The following is a 13,774-nucleotide window of genomic DNA, read 5'->3' on the forward strand; positions in this document are numbered from 1 at the left end:
TAAACATGGCCCTATCCAATTCGAGGGCGATATTGCGGTGTGCTACGGCACTCTATACAAGCTCTAGGCACTTCCTCAGATAAATGAATTGTTTACAATTCAACGGATTTACGCCGCGCTGCATGCCGTAAGCTATTGTAATGGCATTCGTGCGGTTCATGTGGTTATATAAGTGTAAATAGCTCTACAAACAAACGAAGGATATTACAGATGGCGCAACAGTCACTCAGTTTTATAGTTTCTCCTGGCTTTTTACCAGGTGTAGGAAACTCACAAGAGGCGACTCCAACTTCCTCTTGGGCAATCACTAACCGTCAACACCAAGATATAGACAAGGTCGTTATCGACATTGCTGATTTATCAGGTAAGCCAGTTAACTTATATTATGAGCTTGACCCTGAAAGCGTCGACAGCGGTTGGCAGTTCGCTGATAACGGTACGCTATTTGTTAATGCACAAGATAATTTTAACTATCAGGTGAGTAGTATTGTGGCTAATGGTGGTCGCAGTATGATTGTTAGTATCACTAGCATTGAGTCGTCGAAAACGATTCTAGAAAGTGCTGTTCAGGAAATGGCTGAGCACCTAGACTCTGGCTTTGCAATCCCTTTGCACTCTAACGACAACTTTCAGATTGCTTATCGACTCATCGCAAAGCATAAAAGCGATCCACAAATGCGTTACTTTTCTCAAGATCCAACGATTGTTATCGAAGACACGGAGCCAAATTAGAGGTTTAATTCAGAGCGCTACAGCGCTCTGAATAGTTGTGTTTCTCTAGCAGAGTGTGAAATTCGTCTATTCCGCACAGAGGATCAAACCATCGCAAGTTAAAAAACTGCACTGCCCAGCCTGAGTCTAAGCTCGCTTCTATTTGTATGATTGCAGAGCTTTTATCCCCTACTAAAGTCATAATAAGGGCGCTTACAAAAGGCAGCTCATATAATTCTGGAGCTTCTGATTTTACCTGCTGAATTAATTTCAGTGCTTCAATACTATAGCCCAGGTGGGCCAGCGCCTGCGCTTTTATTAATTTATTGATTGGCTTATTTGGGCTCTCCAAAAGCTCTATGACCTTGGTGTAGGCTTGAGAGGCATTTTTATCAGCTAAAGCTAAGGCGTCAGCATAGTTGAGTACAATATCCGCTCTTTGCTTATTTACCTTATACGCCTTAGTTGCATAGTCCAGAGATAACTCTTGCTGCTTCATTAAACTCAAGGCGGTACTCAAGTTGGTTAGATAGTTGGCATTATTACTATCAAATTCCACTAACCTCTCATAGTACTTAATTGCTCTATTAAGGTTGCCTGTGATTAATGAAATATCAGCGGTAATTTTGATGAGCTGATGATCTTGTTGCGTAATTGATAACGCTTTATCGGCGAAATGCAGGGCTTCAGAGAAGTTTCCTGTTATCGCATGGATTTTTACAAGGTTCCTTAAAACAACCAAGGTCGGTTTGAATTTGTATGCTTTATTAAATGCTGCTTTCGCTTGATCATACCTACCTAACTTTTGATATACGCTCCCTTTAAGGTTAAGTAGCTCATATGAATTACTGTTATTACCTTGGTAGTTGTTTAATAGCTTCTCAATCTCGTCTTTCTTATTCAGAACTAGCAATAGCGAAGTTTTATTGGCGAGGTAGTCTAAGGTCTTTTTATATGCTTGAGGGCTTGAATCCAAGACGTCTTGTAATTCGTTTATAATCTCCATGTCTAGAGTTCGATTATATAATCTGAGGCTACCTTTGGTATAGGTTGTGTAGAGAGAAAAGTAGTTAGGGTATGCCTTAATGAACTCTCTAAGCTGGTTGATTAACTCAATACTGACAGCGTTTTCTTGGTGTAATTGCTCGATAAGCGCGGAATAGGCACTATTAAAGTTGTCGTCCATTAATTGCTCTGAAGTATCAGTGCTATCAAGTGCTTTGGATAACGTTTGAGAAACAGAAATAAAGGTGGCAGAAATTTGCGTGTTTATTACTGTGATACGTTCTGTAAACTCAACGACTTTCCCAGATTTACCTAGCAATTCGAGTTGGATGGTACAGCTGTAATTATTACACTCCCCGGTGGGAATGAATAACTTATCGACTTGTAAAGAGCGAGAAATATCAGAAGGTTTAGCGGTTTGGCCTAACGACGCTAAGGTTTGTTTTACTTCTTTCTTTGCAACTGGCTCATAGTCTTTACTGGTAATGAGAAACTGATAGATGGCATCCTCAACGGCTTGTTTTACTATCTGCTTATGGGAGTTTGGTATGCCACCTTGGCCAATAAACTCAATTGGCAGTGCCGCAATATAGGTCTTAGGTTTGGTTTCCTGCCAATACCAATATCCGCCAACGATCAAGCACAGCAAAAAGCTGAATAGTGTTGCAATGCCGAGCTGTTTTTTTCGTGCTTGGGCTTTTTCTCTGGCTTTATCTTGCAGCTCTATCTCTTCAAGGGATAACGTTGCTTCGCTGTTATCATAGCTAAGAGAATGCAATATTTGCTTTAACTGCTGGCTGACTTCGCCGGCGCTAGTTGGGCGAGCGTTTTTATCGTATTGCAACAAGCGGTCAATGAGCTGTGCCAATGCTGGGGGAATACCTAAAATACGTTTAGCGCTGGTTTTTAAAGGCTGGAACTTTATCTGTTCAGCAATAGCCTGATCACTGCTATCGTCAGCTTGTTGACTATAAGGGTGGTGCTCGGCTAATAGTTGATATGCAATCAATCCAAATGAGAATAAATCACTGCGGCCATCAAGTGTTTCGCCCCTAAGTTGCTCAGGAGACATAGCGGTGAGACTACCGTAGCTGGTGTGGGGGTGAGCGGCTGGGTGGTCTTCTAGTTGTGAAATACCAAAGTCGGCTATTTTCGCCGTGCCCTGCTCATTCACTAAAACATTACCCGGTTTTAAGTCTAGATGAAGAATATTTTGGCTATGCGCCGAGGCTAAACCCGCGGCAATATCACTGAGTAGCTCAATTTTTTGTTCGGTATTTAATACGTGTGTCTTTGTATAGTGCTGTAAGGTTGCGCCTTGCACATACTCCATTTCTAAGGCTATTTGACCATCGCTTTCAAAGGCATCGTAAATTTGTACTATGTTGGGATGGTTAAAGCGTGCTAATAGACGCGCTTCGTTGAGAGGATCAGACTGAGTGTGTGGGCTAAGCTCAAGAACCTTGACGGCGACGCGACGACCGAGCTTTTTATCGGTGGCAAGGTACACCTTGCTCATACCACCTTCGGCAAGCAAGATAACGTCCTGATAATATTCTTCTAACTTCAACACAGCGCTGTCTTTCTCATTGTTGTTGGGGTAAGTGTATCGTTAAAAACTCTGAATTAGTACTGTTTGCGATGGCAAGTAGGGTAAATATCAAGTTGAAAATTTACCACTTTGCCAGCACTAACGCTTTGTATACCTTAGTGCTACTCTCATCACTTTAAGGAAAGCCGATGGTAATAATAAGACTCGCTCAGCTCAGCTTGTTCATAGTCACTCTACTTTTAAGCACGTTACTTTACAGTGTAGATACTTTAGCGGCAACGACAGAGAAAACCTTTAGTTATCCAAATAATGCTCGTAATGCAATCAGCTTATCCTTTGATGATGCCAGGCCAAGCCAAGTGGAAATTGCGCTACCACTTTTGAATCGCCAGCAAGTAAACGCGACTTTTTATGTTATGCCTGACCGAGTAAAGGATAAGCTGGCACTGTGGCAAGCGGCAGCAAAGCAAGGTCATGAAATAGGGAACCATACCAGTGAGCACTTGTGCACTGGCAACTTCCCATGGCTTAGGGCGCAAGGAAAAGGTCTAGAGCAAGTGGACTTAGCCGACATTGAGCGCGACATAATCACCACTACTGAATATATTAAGCAACACTTAGGCGTCACCCCGCGCAGCTTTGCTTACCCCTGCGGTAATACCTTTGTAGGACGTGGTGCTAAGGTAAAAAGCTACGTGCCCTTAATAGCAAAGCACTTCTTCACTGGCCGCACTTGGCTAGATGAGACGGCTAATCACCCCAGTTATACTGACTTGGCTCAGCTAACAGGGATAAGAATGGATGGCATGAGTTTTAGTGAGCTAAAAGCGCTATTAGATACACTCCGGGTGAACAACAGTTGGATAATACTGGCTGGCCACGATGTCGGTGAAAAAGGCAGGTATAGCGTCGATGAACAGATGCTAGCAGAGCTGGTAAGCTACTTGAAGAACCCCAAAAATGGCTATTGGTTGGATACGGTGAGCAATGTTGCTGATTATATAAAGCGGCAAAGGCAGACTAATTGAGGCGAGTTTTTACCAATAGCTGCTTGTATTTGTTCACTTAGGTGAAGCTAGAAGCAAAGCCTTAATTAATAGAGTTGGTTGTTATTTGTGCAAGTTGTTGAATTCTTTATTGCTTGCCACCATATCTCAAAACTGTAATCGGTACGTCACGTTAACACGCTAAATTAATTAAAAATTGACCTATCTTTGACGCGACATTGCTGGTACAATTGCCCGCCCTTGAAAGACATAAACACAGTTTTTTGAGTGGAATTTAACCTAAATGCCTTGATTTTGAACAAGATCTCGGCGAGTTGTAACTACACCGGAGCTCATTAAGATGATCCAAATGCAAACTCAGCTGGACGTTGCTGATAACAGCGGCGCTCGCAAAGTGCAGTGTATTAAAGTCCTTGGCGGTTCGCACCGTCGCTATGCAGCGGTTGGCGATATCATCAAAGTTTCTGTAAAAGAAGCTATTCCTCGCGGTAAAGTGAAGAAAGGTGATGTTAAAAACGCGGTAGTTGTGCGTACTAAAAAAGGCGTTCGTCGTCCGGACGGTTCTTTGATCCGTTTCGATAGCAATGCGGCTGTTATCTTAAACGATAACTTACAGCCAATTGGTACTCGTATCTTCGGCCCTGTGACTCGTGAACTTCGTACTGAAAAGTTCATGAAAATCGTTTCACTAGCACCAGAAGTACTATAAGGAGTCTATCATGGCAGCAAAAATCCGTCGTGATGACGAAGTAATCGTACTAGCAGGCAAAGACAAAGGTAAGCGCGGTAAAGTGCTTTCAGTTGTTGCTGAATCTGGTCGAGTATTTGTCGAAGGCATCAACTTAATCAAGAAGCACCAAAAGCCTGTTCCTCAGTTGAACCAAGCTGGCGGTATTGTTGAGAAAGAAGCGTCTATCGACGTATCAAACGTTGCGATCTACAACTCGGAAACGGGTAAAGCAGATCGTGTAGGTTTCAAGATTGAAGATGGTAAGAAATTACGTATCTTTAAATCTACTGGTAAAACTATCTAATAGTTGGAGTAGAATGATGGCGAAACTGCATGAAGTATATAAAGACAAAGTAGTTGCTGAGCTTCAAGAGAAGTTTGGTTTCAGCTCTGTCATGCAAGTCCCTCAGATCGAAAAGATCACATTAAACATGGGTGTGGGCGAAGCTCTAGCTGACAAGAAGATCCTAGATAACGCTGTTGCGGATCTAGAAGCAATCTCTGGTCAGAAACCTCTAATCACTAAAGCACGCAAATCAGTTGCTGGCTTCAAAGTGCGTGAAGGTTACCCAATTGGTTGTAAAGTAACCCTACGTGGCGAGCGTATGTGGGACTTTTTTGAGCGTTTGGTTTCAATCGCTATCCCACGTATCCGTGACTTCCGTGGTGTAAGTGCTAAGTCTTTTGATGGACGTGGTAACTACAGCATGGGCGTACGTGAACAAATCATCTTCCCAGAAATTGATTATGATAAAGTAGACCGTGTACGCGGTATGGATATCACAATCACTACTTCTGCGAAAACAGATGAGGAAGGCCGTGCGTTGTTAGAAGCGTTTAACTTCCCATTCAAGAAATAAGGGTAGGGTTATGGCAAAGAATTCTATGAAAGCGCGCGAAGCAAAGCGTGCGAAATTAGTTGCTCAGTTCGCTGAAAAGCGTGCGGCACTAAAAGCTATCATCAGTGATGTTAATACATCTGACGATGATCGTTGGGACGCGGTATTAAAGCTACAAGCTTTACCACGTGATTCTAGCTCTTCACGTCAACGTAATCGTTGTAACGTTACGGGCCGCCCACATGGTTACCTTCGCAAATTCGGCATGAGCCGTATCAAAGTTCGCGAAGCAGCTATGCGCGGTGAAATTCCTGGCCTTAAAAAGGCTAGCTGGTAATAGTATCACGGGAGTAAGACTATGAGCTTGCAAGATCCTATTGCGGATTTGTTTACACGTATCCGTAACGGTCAGTCAGCGAAGAAAGTATCAGTAACGATGCCAACTTCAAAACTGAAAGTAGCAGTAGCTAAAGTATTAAAAGATGAAGGTTATATCGCAGATTACGCTGTAAGCGGTGAAGCGAAGCCTGAGCTTTCTATCGATTTAAAATATTTCGAAGGCAAAGCTGTTATTGAAAATATCCAGCGTGTTAGCCGCCCTGGTCTACGTATCTATAAGAAACGTGACGAATTACCAAAGGTAATGGGTGGTCTTGGTATCGCTATCGTATCAACTTCTAAAGGCCTAATGACAGACCGCGCAGCACGTAGTGCCGGCGTTGGTGGTGAGATCATTGGCTTTGTAGCTTAATCGGAGGGGAACTATGTCTCGCATAGCAAAGGCACCAATCAATGTTCCTGCCGGTGTAGAAGTTACATTAAAAGGCCAGGACATCACAGTTAAAGGCAAAAACGGTGAATTAACTCGTACTATCAACGACGCTGTTGAAGTACAAGTTAACGACAACGTTATTACAACTTTACCTCGTGAAGGCGTAGCTAATGCATGGGCACAAGCAGGTACTGCTCGCGCTCTAATCAACAACATGGTTGTTGGTACGCATGAAGGTTACGAGAAGAAACTTCAGTTAGTAGGTGTTGGTTACCGTGCAGCAGCTAAGGGTAAAGTTTTAGACTTAACACTTGGTTTCTCGCACCCAGTTAATTTCGAAGTACCTGAGGGAATTACGATTGAAACTCCAAGCCAAACAGAAGTTCTAGTTAAGGGCGTAGACAAGCAGTTAGTTGGTCAAACAGCTGCTAACATTCGTGCATACCGTAAACCTGAGCCTTATAAAGGTAAAGGTGTTCGTTACTCAGATGAGAATGTACGCCGTAAAGAGGCTAAGAAGAAGTAAGGTAAGACGATGGATAAAAAAACAGCTCGTCTACGTCGTGCTAAACGCACTCGTAGAAATTATATTGAACAAGGCACAACGCGTCTTGTTATCCACCGCACGCCACGTCACATTTACGCTCAAGTAGTTACTGCTGAGGGTACTGTACTGGCTGCTGCTTCTACTGTTGAAAAAGCAATTAGCGAAACAGTTAAAGGCACAGGTAACGTTGCAGCTGCTCAAGCAGTTGGTAAAGCGGTTGCTGAACGTGCAGCTGACAAAGGCATCGAAAAGATTGCTTTTGATCGCAGTGGCTTTAAATATCACGGCCGTGTGAAGGCGCTTGCTGATGCAGCGCGTGAAGCCGGTCTGCAATTCTAGGAGTAGACAATGGCTAACGTAGAAGCAAAGCAACAACAGCCTGATTTGGCTGAAAAGCTAATCGCGGTAAACCGTGTGTCTAAAGTGGTTAAAGGTGGTCGTATCTTTAGCTTCACTGCACTAACAGTAGTTGGTGATGGCGCAGGTAAAGTAGGTTTTGGTTATGGTAAAGCACGTGAAGTTCCTGCTGCTATTCAAAAAGCAATGGAAAAAGCACGTCGCAACATGATCTCTGTTGAACTAAACGGTAACACGCTACAGCACCCAATCAAGGGTCGCCACGCGGGTTCAAAAGTTTACATGCAGCCTGCATCTGAAGGTACAGGTATCATCGCCGGTGGTGCGATGCGTGCAGTACTAGAAGTTACTGGCGTACAAAACGTACTATCTAAAGCATACGGTTCAACTAACCCGATCAACATCGTTCGCGCAACGATTGCAGCCCTAGAGAACATGAATTCTCCACAAGGTATTGCAGCGAAGCGTGGTCTTAGCGTTGACGAAATCTTGGGGTAAGACACCATGGCAAATACAGTAAAAGTAACTCAAGTACGTAGCTCAATCGGTCGTTTACCGAAACATAAAGCTACATTACGTGGCCTTGGTTTACGTCGTATCAACCACACTGTTGAGCTAGAAGACACGCCAGCAGTTCGCGGTATGATCAACCAAGTTTCTTACATGGTTAAGGTTGAGGGGTAATTCGATGAACTTGAATACACTTTCACCTGCTGCAGGTTCAAAAGCCGCTGGTAAGCGTGTTGGCCGTGGTATCGGTTCTGGTCTTGGTAAGACTGGTGGTCGTGGTCACAAAGGTCAAAAATCACGTTCTGGTGGTAAAGTACGCGTTGGTTTCGAAGGCGGTCAAATGCCTATGCAACAACGTCTACCAAAGTTTGGTTTCACTTCACGCAAGTCTCTTGTGTCTAAAGAAGTAAATCTATACGAAATCGCTAAAGTTGAAGGCGATGTGGTAGATATGAACGCGTTACAGGCAGCTGGTATCATTAAAAAGAACATCCAGTTCGTTAAAGTTGTAAAATCTGGCGAAGTTTCACGCGCTGTTACCGTTAAAGGCATTAAAGTGTCTAAAGGTGCACGCGAAGCTATCGAAGCTGCCGGAGGCAAGGTAGAAGACTAAGGAAGTACTAATGGCTAAACCAGGTCAAGATATGAAAAGTGCACAAGGTGGACTTTCGGAATTGAAACGTCGATTACTATTCGTATTGGGTGCTATCATTATTTACCGTCTAGGTTCATTTGTGCCGATCCCTGGGATTGACGCCGCTGTACTTGCCGATTTCTTCGAGCAACAAAAGGGCACCATTGTTGAAATGTTTAACATGTTCAGCGGTGGTGCGCTTGAGCGAGCTTCAGTGTTAGCACTGGGTATTATGCCGTATATCTCGGCTTCGATTATTACGCAACTATTAACGCATATGTATCCGCCGTTTATAGAGCTTAAGAAAGAAGGTGAGCAAGGGCGTAAGAAAATTAGCCAGTACACACGCTACGGCACGCTTGTGCTTGCTACAATCCAATCAATCGGTATTGCTACAAGCTTACCGGGCATGATGGACGGGTTAGTTGTTAACCCTGGTATCGGTTTCTACTTCACTGCTGTAGTGAGTTTAGTAACTGGTACTATGTTCCTAATGTGGTTGGGCGAACAAATTACAGAACGTGGTATCGGTAACGGTATCTCAGTTCTGATTTTTGTTGGTATCGTAGCTAACCTGCCGTCTGCTATTGGTTCGACAGCCGAAATGGCGCGCCAAGGTGATCTGAATGTACTTGTACTGTTATTGATTGCTGTAATCGTATTCGCTGTTACTTACCTAGTTGTATTCTTTGAACGTGGTCAACGTCGTATCGTCGTTAACTATGCAAAGCGTCAACAAGGTCGTCAGGTATTTGCTGCTCAAAGCACGCACTTACCACTGAAAGTAAACATGGCGGGTGTTATTCCACCAATCTTTGCTAGCAGTATAATTCTGTTCCCTGGTACAATTGCAAGCTGGTTCGGCCAGGGTGAAGGTCCGGTCGCTGATGTGCTACAAGCAATCGCTACAACGTTGACTCCAGGTCAACCTTTATATGCGATGGTTTTAGCTGCGGCTATTATCTTCTTCTGCTTTTTCTACACCGCGTTGGTATTTAACCCGCGTGAAACAGCAGATAACCTGAAAAAATCTGGCGCATTTATCCCAGGTATTCGTCCAGGTGAGCAGACATCTAAATACATTGATAAAGTGATGACACGCCTGACATTGGCAGGTGCTTTGTATATAACCTTTATCTGTCTGGTGCCCGAATTCATGACTATGGCATGGCAAACGCCATTCTATTTCGGCGGTACATCAATTTTGATTATCGTTGTTGTAATCATGGACTTTATGGCACAAGTACAGACGCATCTGATGTCACATCAGTATGATTCTGTGCTGAAAAAAGCGAACCTTAAAGGCTACGGCCGATAAGGTCAGTTTACGGAGTTGAGCAATGAAAGTACGTGCTTCCGTTAAGAAAATATGCCGTAACTGTAAAGTTATTAAACGTGCTGGTGTAGTACGCGTAATTTGCAGTGAGCCTAAGCACAAGCAAAGGCAAGGCTAATTAAACAGTCGTGCAGGCTGAGTTATTTACTCGGCCTGTGTTTTTAGTTGTGATTTGGTCTTCGTTTGAGTATCCTTACGGGCTTTTCAAACAGATGATTACCAAATTCAAATATAGGAGATGTGTTAGTGGCCCGTATCGCTGGCATTAACGTCCCTGATCATAAACATGCAGTTATCGGTTTAACTGCTATTTATGGCATAGGTAAGACTCGCTCTAAGGAAATCTTAGCAGCGACTGGTATCGCCGAGACCACAAAAATCGGTGAACTTTCAGACGAAACACTTGACGTATTGCGTGAAGCAGTTGGCAAGTACACTGTAGAAGGTGACCTTCGTCGTGAAGTTACATTAAATATCAAGCGCCTTATGGACCTTGGTTGTTTCCGTGGCCTACGTCACCGTCGTTCGTTACCACTACGTGGTCAACGTACTAAGACTAACGCGCGTACTCGTAAGGGTCCTCGCAAGCCTATCAAGAAATAAGGTGGGGTAGATTATGGCTAAAGCACCAATTCGTCGTAAGAAGGTTAAAAAGCAAGTTGCTGATGGTATGGCTCACGTTCATGCTTCTTTCAACAACACTATTGTAACAATTACCGACCGTCAAGGTAATGCACTATCTTGGGCAACAGCAGGTGGTTCAGGTTTCCGTGGTTCACGTAAATCTACTCCATTCGCGGCTCAGGTTGCTGCAGAGCGTGCAGGTACTGCTGCTCAAGAATACGGTTTAAAAAATCTAGAAGTTTTCATCAAAGGTCCAGGTCCAGGTCGTGAATCTGCTGTACGTGCTTTGAATGCTGCTGGTTACCGTATCACCAACATCACTGACGTGACGCCAATCCCTCATAATGGTTGTCGTCCACCGAAGAAACGTCGCGTTTAACAATAGGTTAGGAGAAATAACATGGCAAGATATTTGGGCCCTAAGCTCAAGCTGAGTCGTCGTGAAGGTACTGACCTGTTCCTTAAGAGCGGCGTAAGAGCTATCGACTCTAAGTGTAAACTTGAGACTGCACCTGGTCAGCACGGCGCTCGTAAAGGTCGCTTATCTGATTACGGTTTACAGCTACGTGAAAAGCAAAAAGTACGTCGTATCTACGGTGTATTAGAAAAGCAATTCCGTAACTACTACAAAGAAGCTGCTCGCCTTAAAGGTAATACAGGTGAAAACTTGTTACAGCTTTTAGAGCAACGTTTAGACAATGTTGTATATCGCATGGGTTTTGCTAGCACACGCGCTGAAGCACGTCAGTTAGTAAGCCACAAAGCGATTTTAGTTAATGGTCGTGTAGTGAACATCCCTTCATACGTAATTACTCCAGAAGATACTGTTGTAATTCGTGAGAAGTCAAAAACACAAGCACGTATCATCGCTGCTCTAGAGTTGGCTGAGCAACGTGAAAAGCCGACTTGGGTTGAAGTTGACGGTAAGAAAATGGAAGGTAGCTTCAAGCGCCTACCTGAGCGTTCAGATCTGTCTGCGGACATTAACGAACAACTAATCGTCGAACTTTACTCTAAGTAAAGTTAAGAGTTAAGAGAGGATAAAATGCAGGGTTCTGTTACCGAATTCCTAAAACCAAGGTTAGTCGATATCGACGCTATCAACCCAACGCGTTCTAAAGTAGTTTTAGAACCATTAGAGCGTGGCTTCGGTCACACTTTGGGTAATGCCTTACGCCGTATACTGTTATCATCTATGCCTGGATGTGCAGTAACTGAAGTAGAAATCGACGGTGTATTGCATGAGTACAGCGCGAAAGAGGGCGTACAAGAAGACATCATTGAAATTCTGTTAAACCTTAAAGGTCTAGCAGTAACTTTAGAAGGCAAAGATGAAGTTTTTCTGACCCTGACTAAATCTGGTGTAGGCCCTGTGACTGCGGCTGATATTCAGCACGATGGTGATGTAACTATCGCCAACCCAGATCACGTTATCTGTCACCTTACGACAGATAGCAGCGAGATCAGCATGCGTATTCGTGTTGAGCGCGGTCGCGGTTATGTGCCGGCATCTAGTCGTTTATCCTCTGATGACGATGAGCGTCCAATTGGTCGTCTGCTGCTTGATGCATCATTCAGCCCAGTTGAACGTATTGCGTACTCGGTTGAATCAGCCCGTGTTGAGCAACGTACAGACTTAGACAAGTTAATCATTGATATGGAAACAAACGGCACTTTAGATCCTGAAGAAGCGATCCGCCGTGCGTCTACTATCTTAGCTGAGCAATTAGATGCATTCGTAGATTTACGTGATGTAACTGAGCCAGAAGAGAAAGAAGAGAAGCCAGAATTCGATCCTATTCTGCTTCGTCCAGTTGATGATCTTGAGCTAACAGTACGTTCAGCAAACTGTTTGAAAGCCGAGCAAATTCAATATATCGGTGATTTAGTTCAGCGCACTGAAGTTGAGCTTCTTAAAACGCCTAACTTAGGTAAGAAGTCTCTAACTGAAATTAAAGACGTGCTAGCTTCACGTGGTCTTTCTCTAGGTATGCGCCTAGAAAATTGGCCGCCTGCAAGCCTAGCTGAATAATCTAAATCACTATATTAGTTTAGTTAGAAGGATAGGGTCATGCGCCATCGTAAGAGTGGTCGTCAATTAAACCGTAACAGCAGCCATCGCAAAGCGATGTTCAGCAACATGGCTGGTTCTTTGGTGAAGCACGAAGTCATCAAAACAACTTTGCCTAAAGCAAAAGAGCTGCGCCGTGTAATTGAACCTTTAATCACACTGGCTAAGACTGACAGCGTAGCAAACCGTCGTTTAGCGTTTGCTCGCACGCGTGATAAAGAAGTAGTTGGTAAATTGTTCTCTGAGATTGGTCCTCGTTTCGCGGATCGTCAAGGTGGTTACACTCGTATTCTTAAGTGTGGCTTCCGTACAGGTGACAACGCTCCAATGGCTTACATTGAACTACTAGATCGCCCAGCGACTGAAGAAGTTCAAGAAGACGCGCAGTCTGCAGAGTAATTAGTGTTGTAAAACACAAAAAAGCCGAGCAATAGCTCGGCTTTTTCTTTTGCGACGTATAAATATATCATTTCAAGCTATTTCTCTTCATAACTAACTATCTACTAAGCTCTTTTTCAAAGTTAAATGTAACTAGAAGGATCTATTCTTGCGACATAATGGTAAATATTGGCCTGTTTAGCTGTATTTTCATACGAACGATCTGTTTTTCTAAGTTTTCTTTAAAAAAGGGGTTGCATCGTTTTCGATTCTCCCTATAATGCGCACCCACTGACACGGCGGAATGCTTACAAACAAGCAATCAAACGAGTCATGTGAGTCAAGTAAAACTGAACTTTGAAACTTACTAAAGAAATTCAAAATAAGTGTTGACAACAAAGTGGGGTTGAGTAAAATGCACAGCCCTCGAGACGCGAAAGTGGCTCGACACGTTCTTTAACAATATGAAGCAATCATCTGTGTGGGCACTCGTACAGATTGAGTTCTAACAGCAGAACTACTTCGGTAGGGACGCAAACAAATTCAGAGTCTCAATTGTAACTGAGTGACTATATAGTCAATTCGTTTTGATTTTACTTTTTTAAAAGTAGAAACAAACAATCAGGATTCATTGAGCTGAAACTTAGGTTTCAAAAAACTTTTAATTGAAGAGTTTGATCATGGCTCAGATTGAACGCTGG

General features: G+C 43.5%; 20 protein-coding genes. 19 read left to right on the forward strand and 1 reads right to left on the reverse strand.

Annotation, left to right across the window (positions count from 1 at the left end):
- Window positions 1-210: 210 nt before the first annotated feature.
- Window positions 211-732: a hypothetical protein gene (locus tag ACNKW2_RS14170; RefSeq protein ID WP_419149140.1), complete on the forward strand. Its 522-nt coding sequence runs from the start codon at window positions 211-213 to the stop codon at window positions 730-732.
- Between the two features lie 4 nt (window positions 733-736).
- On the opposite strand, the gene ACNKW2_RS14175 is transcribed toward ACNKW2_RS14170, so the two are convergent.
- Window positions 737-3,289: a protein kinase domain-containing protein gene (locus ACNKW2_RS14175; RefSeq protein ID WP_419149141.1), complete on the reverse strand. Its 2,553-nt coding sequence runs from the start codon at window positions 3,287-3,289 to the stop codon at window positions 737-739.
- A gap of 167 nt (window positions 3,290-3,456) precedes the next feature.
- Here ACNKW2_RS14175 and ACNKW2_RS14180 point away from each other — a divergent pair, with 167 nt between their 5' ends.
- The 18 genes from ACNKW2_RS14180 (at window position 3,457) to rplQ (ending at window position 13,094) form a co-directional block, all read left to right on the forward strand.
- Window positions 3,457-4,296 carry a polysaccharide deacetylase family protein gene (locus ACNKW2_RS14180; protein ID WP_419149142.1) on the forward strand — a complete coding sequence of 280 codons (840 nt, stop codon included), beginning with the start codon at window positions 3,457-3,459 and terminating at the stop codon, window positions 4,294-4,296.
- A gap of 319 nt (window positions 4,297-4,615) precedes the next feature.
- The gene (gene rplN / locus ACNKW2_RS14185) at window positions 4,616-4,984 is read left to right on the forward strand and encodes a 50S ribosomal protein L14 (RefSeq protein WP_010378257.1); all 369 of its coding nucleotides are present in this window, start codon (window positions 4,616-4,618) and stop codon (window positions 4,982-4,984) included.
- A 10-nt stretch (window positions 4,985-4,994) separates the two neighbouring features.
- On the forward strand, window positions 4,995-5,309 hold the full coding sequence (gene rplX / locus ACNKW2_RS14190) for a 50S ribosomal protein L24 (RefSeq protein WP_054554391.1): 315 nt from the start codon (window positions 4,995-4,997) through the stop codon (window positions 5,307-5,309).
- 16 nt (window positions 5,310-5,325) lie between these two features.
- Window positions 5,326-5,865: a 50S ribosomal protein L5 gene (gene rplE, locus ACNKW2_RS14195; protein ID WP_036974030.1), complete on the forward strand. Its 540-nt coding sequence runs from the start codon at window positions 5,326-5,328 to the stop codon at window positions 5,863-5,865.
- Between the two features lie 10 nt (window positions 5,866-5,875).
- A complete protein-coding gene (gene rpsN / locus ACNKW2_RS14200) occupies window positions 5,876-6,181 on the forward strand; it encodes a 30S ribosomal protein S14 (RefSeq protein ID WP_054554389.1) in 306 nt (101 codons plus the stop codon).
- Window positions 6,182-6,202: 21 nt separating this feature from the next.
- Window positions 6,203-6,595, forward strand: coding sequence for a 30S ribosomal protein S8 (gene rpsH / locus ACNKW2_RS14205; RefSeq protein ID WP_054554388.1), 393 nt, complete (start codon window positions 6,203-6,205; stop codon window positions 6,593-6,595).
- Window positions 6,596-6,608: 13 nt separating this feature from the next.
- Window positions 6,609-7,142 carry a 50S ribosomal protein L6 gene (gene rplF / locus ACNKW2_RS14210; protein ID WP_419149143.1) on the forward strand — a complete coding sequence of 178 codons (534 nt, stop codon included), beginning with the start codon at window positions 6,609-6,611 and terminating at the stop codon, window positions 7,140-7,142.
- Between the two features lie 9 nt (window positions 7,143-7,151).
- Window positions 7,152-7,502 (forward strand): 50S ribosomal protein L18, encoded by a 351-nt coding sequence (gene rplR, locus ACNKW2_RS14215; protein ID WP_036974021.1) that lies wholly within the window; start codon window positions 7,152-7,154, stop codon window positions 7,500-7,502.
- A gap of 9 nt (window positions 7,503-7,511) precedes the next feature.
- The gene (gene rpsE, locus ACNKW2_RS14220) at window positions 7,512-8,018 is read left to right on the forward strand and encodes a 30S ribosomal protein S5 (protein WP_419149144.1); all 507 of its coding nucleotides are present in this window, start codon (window positions 7,512-7,514) and stop codon (window positions 8,016-8,018) included.
- Between the two features lie 6 nt (window positions 8,019-8,024).
- Window positions 8,025-8,204, forward strand: a complete 180-nt coding sequence (rpmD, locus tag ACNKW2_RS14225; RefSeq protein WP_010378276.1) for a 50S ribosomal protein L30 — start codon at window positions 8,025-8,027, stop codon at window positions 8,202-8,204.
- 4 nt (window positions 8,205-8,208) lie between these two features.
- On the forward strand, window positions 8,209-8,643 hold the full coding sequence (rplO, locus tag ACNKW2_RS14230; RefSeq protein ID WP_336568370.1) for a 50S ribosomal protein L15: 435 nt from the start codon (window positions 8,209-8,211) through the stop codon (window positions 8,641-8,643).
- Window positions 8,644-8,653: 10 nt separating this feature from the next.
- Complete coding sequence (secY, locus tag ACNKW2_RS14235) at window positions 8,654-9,982, forward strand: preprotein translocase subunit SecY (RefSeq protein ID WP_419149145.1); 1,329 nt, start codon at window positions 8,654-8,656, stop codon at window positions 9,980-9,982.
- Window positions 9,983-10,004: 22 nt separating this feature from the next.
- A complete protein-coding gene (rpmJ, locus tag ACNKW2_RS14240; RefSeq protein ID WP_002959476.1) occupies window positions 10,005-10,118 on the forward strand; it encodes a 50S ribosomal protein L36 in 114 nt (37 codons plus the stop codon).
- A gap of 128 nt (window positions 10,119-10,246) precedes the next feature.
- Window positions 10,247-10,603: a 30S ribosomal protein S13 gene (gene rpsM, locus ACNKW2_RS14245; RefSeq protein WP_054562818.1), complete on the forward strand. Its 357-nt coding sequence runs from the start codon at window positions 10,247-10,249 to the stop codon at window positions 10,601-10,603.
- A 13-nt stretch (window positions 10,604-10,616) separates the two neighbouring features.
- Window positions 10,617-11,003 (forward strand): 30S ribosomal protein S11, encoded by a 387-nt coding sequence (gene rpsK, locus ACNKW2_RS14250; protein WP_036974009.1) that lies wholly within the window; start codon window positions 10,617-10,619, stop codon window positions 11,001-11,003.
- A 21-nt stretch (window positions 11,004-11,024) separates the two neighbouring features.
- The gene (gene rpsD, locus ACNKW2_RS14255) at window positions 11,025-11,645 is read left to right on the forward strand and encodes a 30S ribosomal protein S4 (protein WP_036974007.1); all 621 of its coding nucleotides are present in this window, start codon (window positions 11,025-11,027) and stop codon (window positions 11,643-11,645) included.
- Between the two features lie 24 nt (window positions 11,646-11,669).
- The gene (locus ACNKW2_RS14260) at window positions 11,670-12,656 is read left to right on the forward strand and encodes a DNA-directed RNA polymerase subunit alpha (protein ID WP_004589198.1); all 987 of its coding nucleotides are present in this window, start codon (window positions 11,670-11,672) and stop codon (window positions 12,654-12,656) included.
- Between the two features lie 39 nt (window positions 12,657-12,695).
- Window positions 12,696-13,094 carry a 50S ribosomal protein L17 gene (gene rplQ / locus ACNKW2_RS14265; RefSeq protein ID WP_336568388.1) on the forward strand — a complete coding sequence of 133 codons (399 nt, stop codon included), beginning with the start codon at window positions 12,696-12,698 and terminating at the stop codon, window positions 13,092-13,094.
- The last annotated feature ends 680 nt before the right edge of the window (window positions 13,095-13,774 follow it).

Origin of the sequence: Pseudoalteromonas 'SMAR', assembly GCF_048515945.1 — a bacterium.
In the GTDB taxonomy this organism is placed as follows: Bacteria; Pseudomonadota; Gammaproteobacteria; order Enterobacterales; family Alteromonadaceae; genus Pseudoalteromonas.

Coding starts and splice junctions, on each gene's coding strand:
- ACNKW2_RS14170 (WP_419149140.1), top strand. CDS start 211: ATGGCGCAACAGTCACTCAGTTTTATAGTTTCTCCTGGCTTTTTACCA.
- ACNKW2_RS14180 (WP_419149142.1), top strand. CDS start 3,457: ATGGTAATAATAAGACTCGCTCAGCTCAGCTTGTTCATAGTCACTCTA.
- rplN (WP_010378257.1), top strand. CDS start 4,616: ATGATCCAAATGCAAACTCAGCTGGACGTTGCTGATAACAGCGGCGCT.
- rplX (WP_054554391.1), top strand. CDS start 4,995: ATGGCAGCAAAAATCCGTCGTGATGACGAAGTAATCGTACTAGCAGGC.
- rplE (WP_036974030.1), top strand. CDS start 5,326: ATGGCGAAACTGCATGAAGTATATAAAGACAAAGTAGTTGCTGAGCTT.
- rpsN (WP_054554389.1), top strand. CDS start 5,876: ATGGCAAAGAATTCTATGAAAGCGCGCGAAGCAAAGCGTGCGAAATTA.
- rpsH (WP_054554388.1), top strand. CDS start 6,203: ATGAGCTTGCAAGATCCTATTGCGGATTTGTTTACACGTATCCGTAAC.
- rplF (WP_419149143.1), top strand. CDS start 6,609: ATGTCTCGCATAGCAAAGGCACCAATCAATGTTCCTGCCGGTGTAGAA.
- rplR (WP_036974021.1), top strand. CDS start 7,152: ATGGATAAAAAAACAGCTCGTCTACGTCGTGCTAAACGCACTCGTAGA.
- rpsE (WP_419149144.1), top strand. CDS start 7,512: ATGGCTAACGTAGAAGCAAAGCAACAACAGCCTGATTTGGCTGAAAAG.
- rpmD (WP_010378276.1), top strand. CDS start 8,025: ATGGCAAATACAGTAAAAGTAACTCAAGTACGTAGCTCAATCGGTCGT.
- rplO (WP_336568370.1), top strand. CDS start 8,209: ATGAACTTGAATACACTTTCACCTGCTGCAGGTTCAAAAGCCGCTGGT.
- secY (WP_419149145.1), top strand. CDS start 8,654: ATGGCTAAACCAGGTCAAGATATGAAAAGTGCACAAGGTGGACTTTCG.
- rpmJ (WP_002959476.1), top strand. CDS start 10,005: ATGAAAGTACGTGCTTCCGTTAAGAAAATATGCCGTAACTGTAAAGTT.
- rpsK (WP_036974009.1), top strand. CDS start 10,617: ATGGCTAAAGCACCAATTCGTCGTAAGAAGGTTAAAAAGCAAGTTGCT.
- rpsD (WP_036974007.1), top strand. CDS start 11,025: ATGGCAAGATATTTGGGCCCTAAGCTCAAGCTGAGTCGTCGTGAAGGT.
- ACNKW2_RS14260 (WP_004589198.1), top strand. CDS start 11,670: ATGCAGGGTTCTGTTACCGAATTCCTAAAACCAAGGTTAGTCGATATC.
- rplQ (WP_336568388.1), top strand. CDS start 12,696: ATGCGCCATCGTAAGAGTGGTCGTCAATTAAACCGTAACAGCAGCCAT.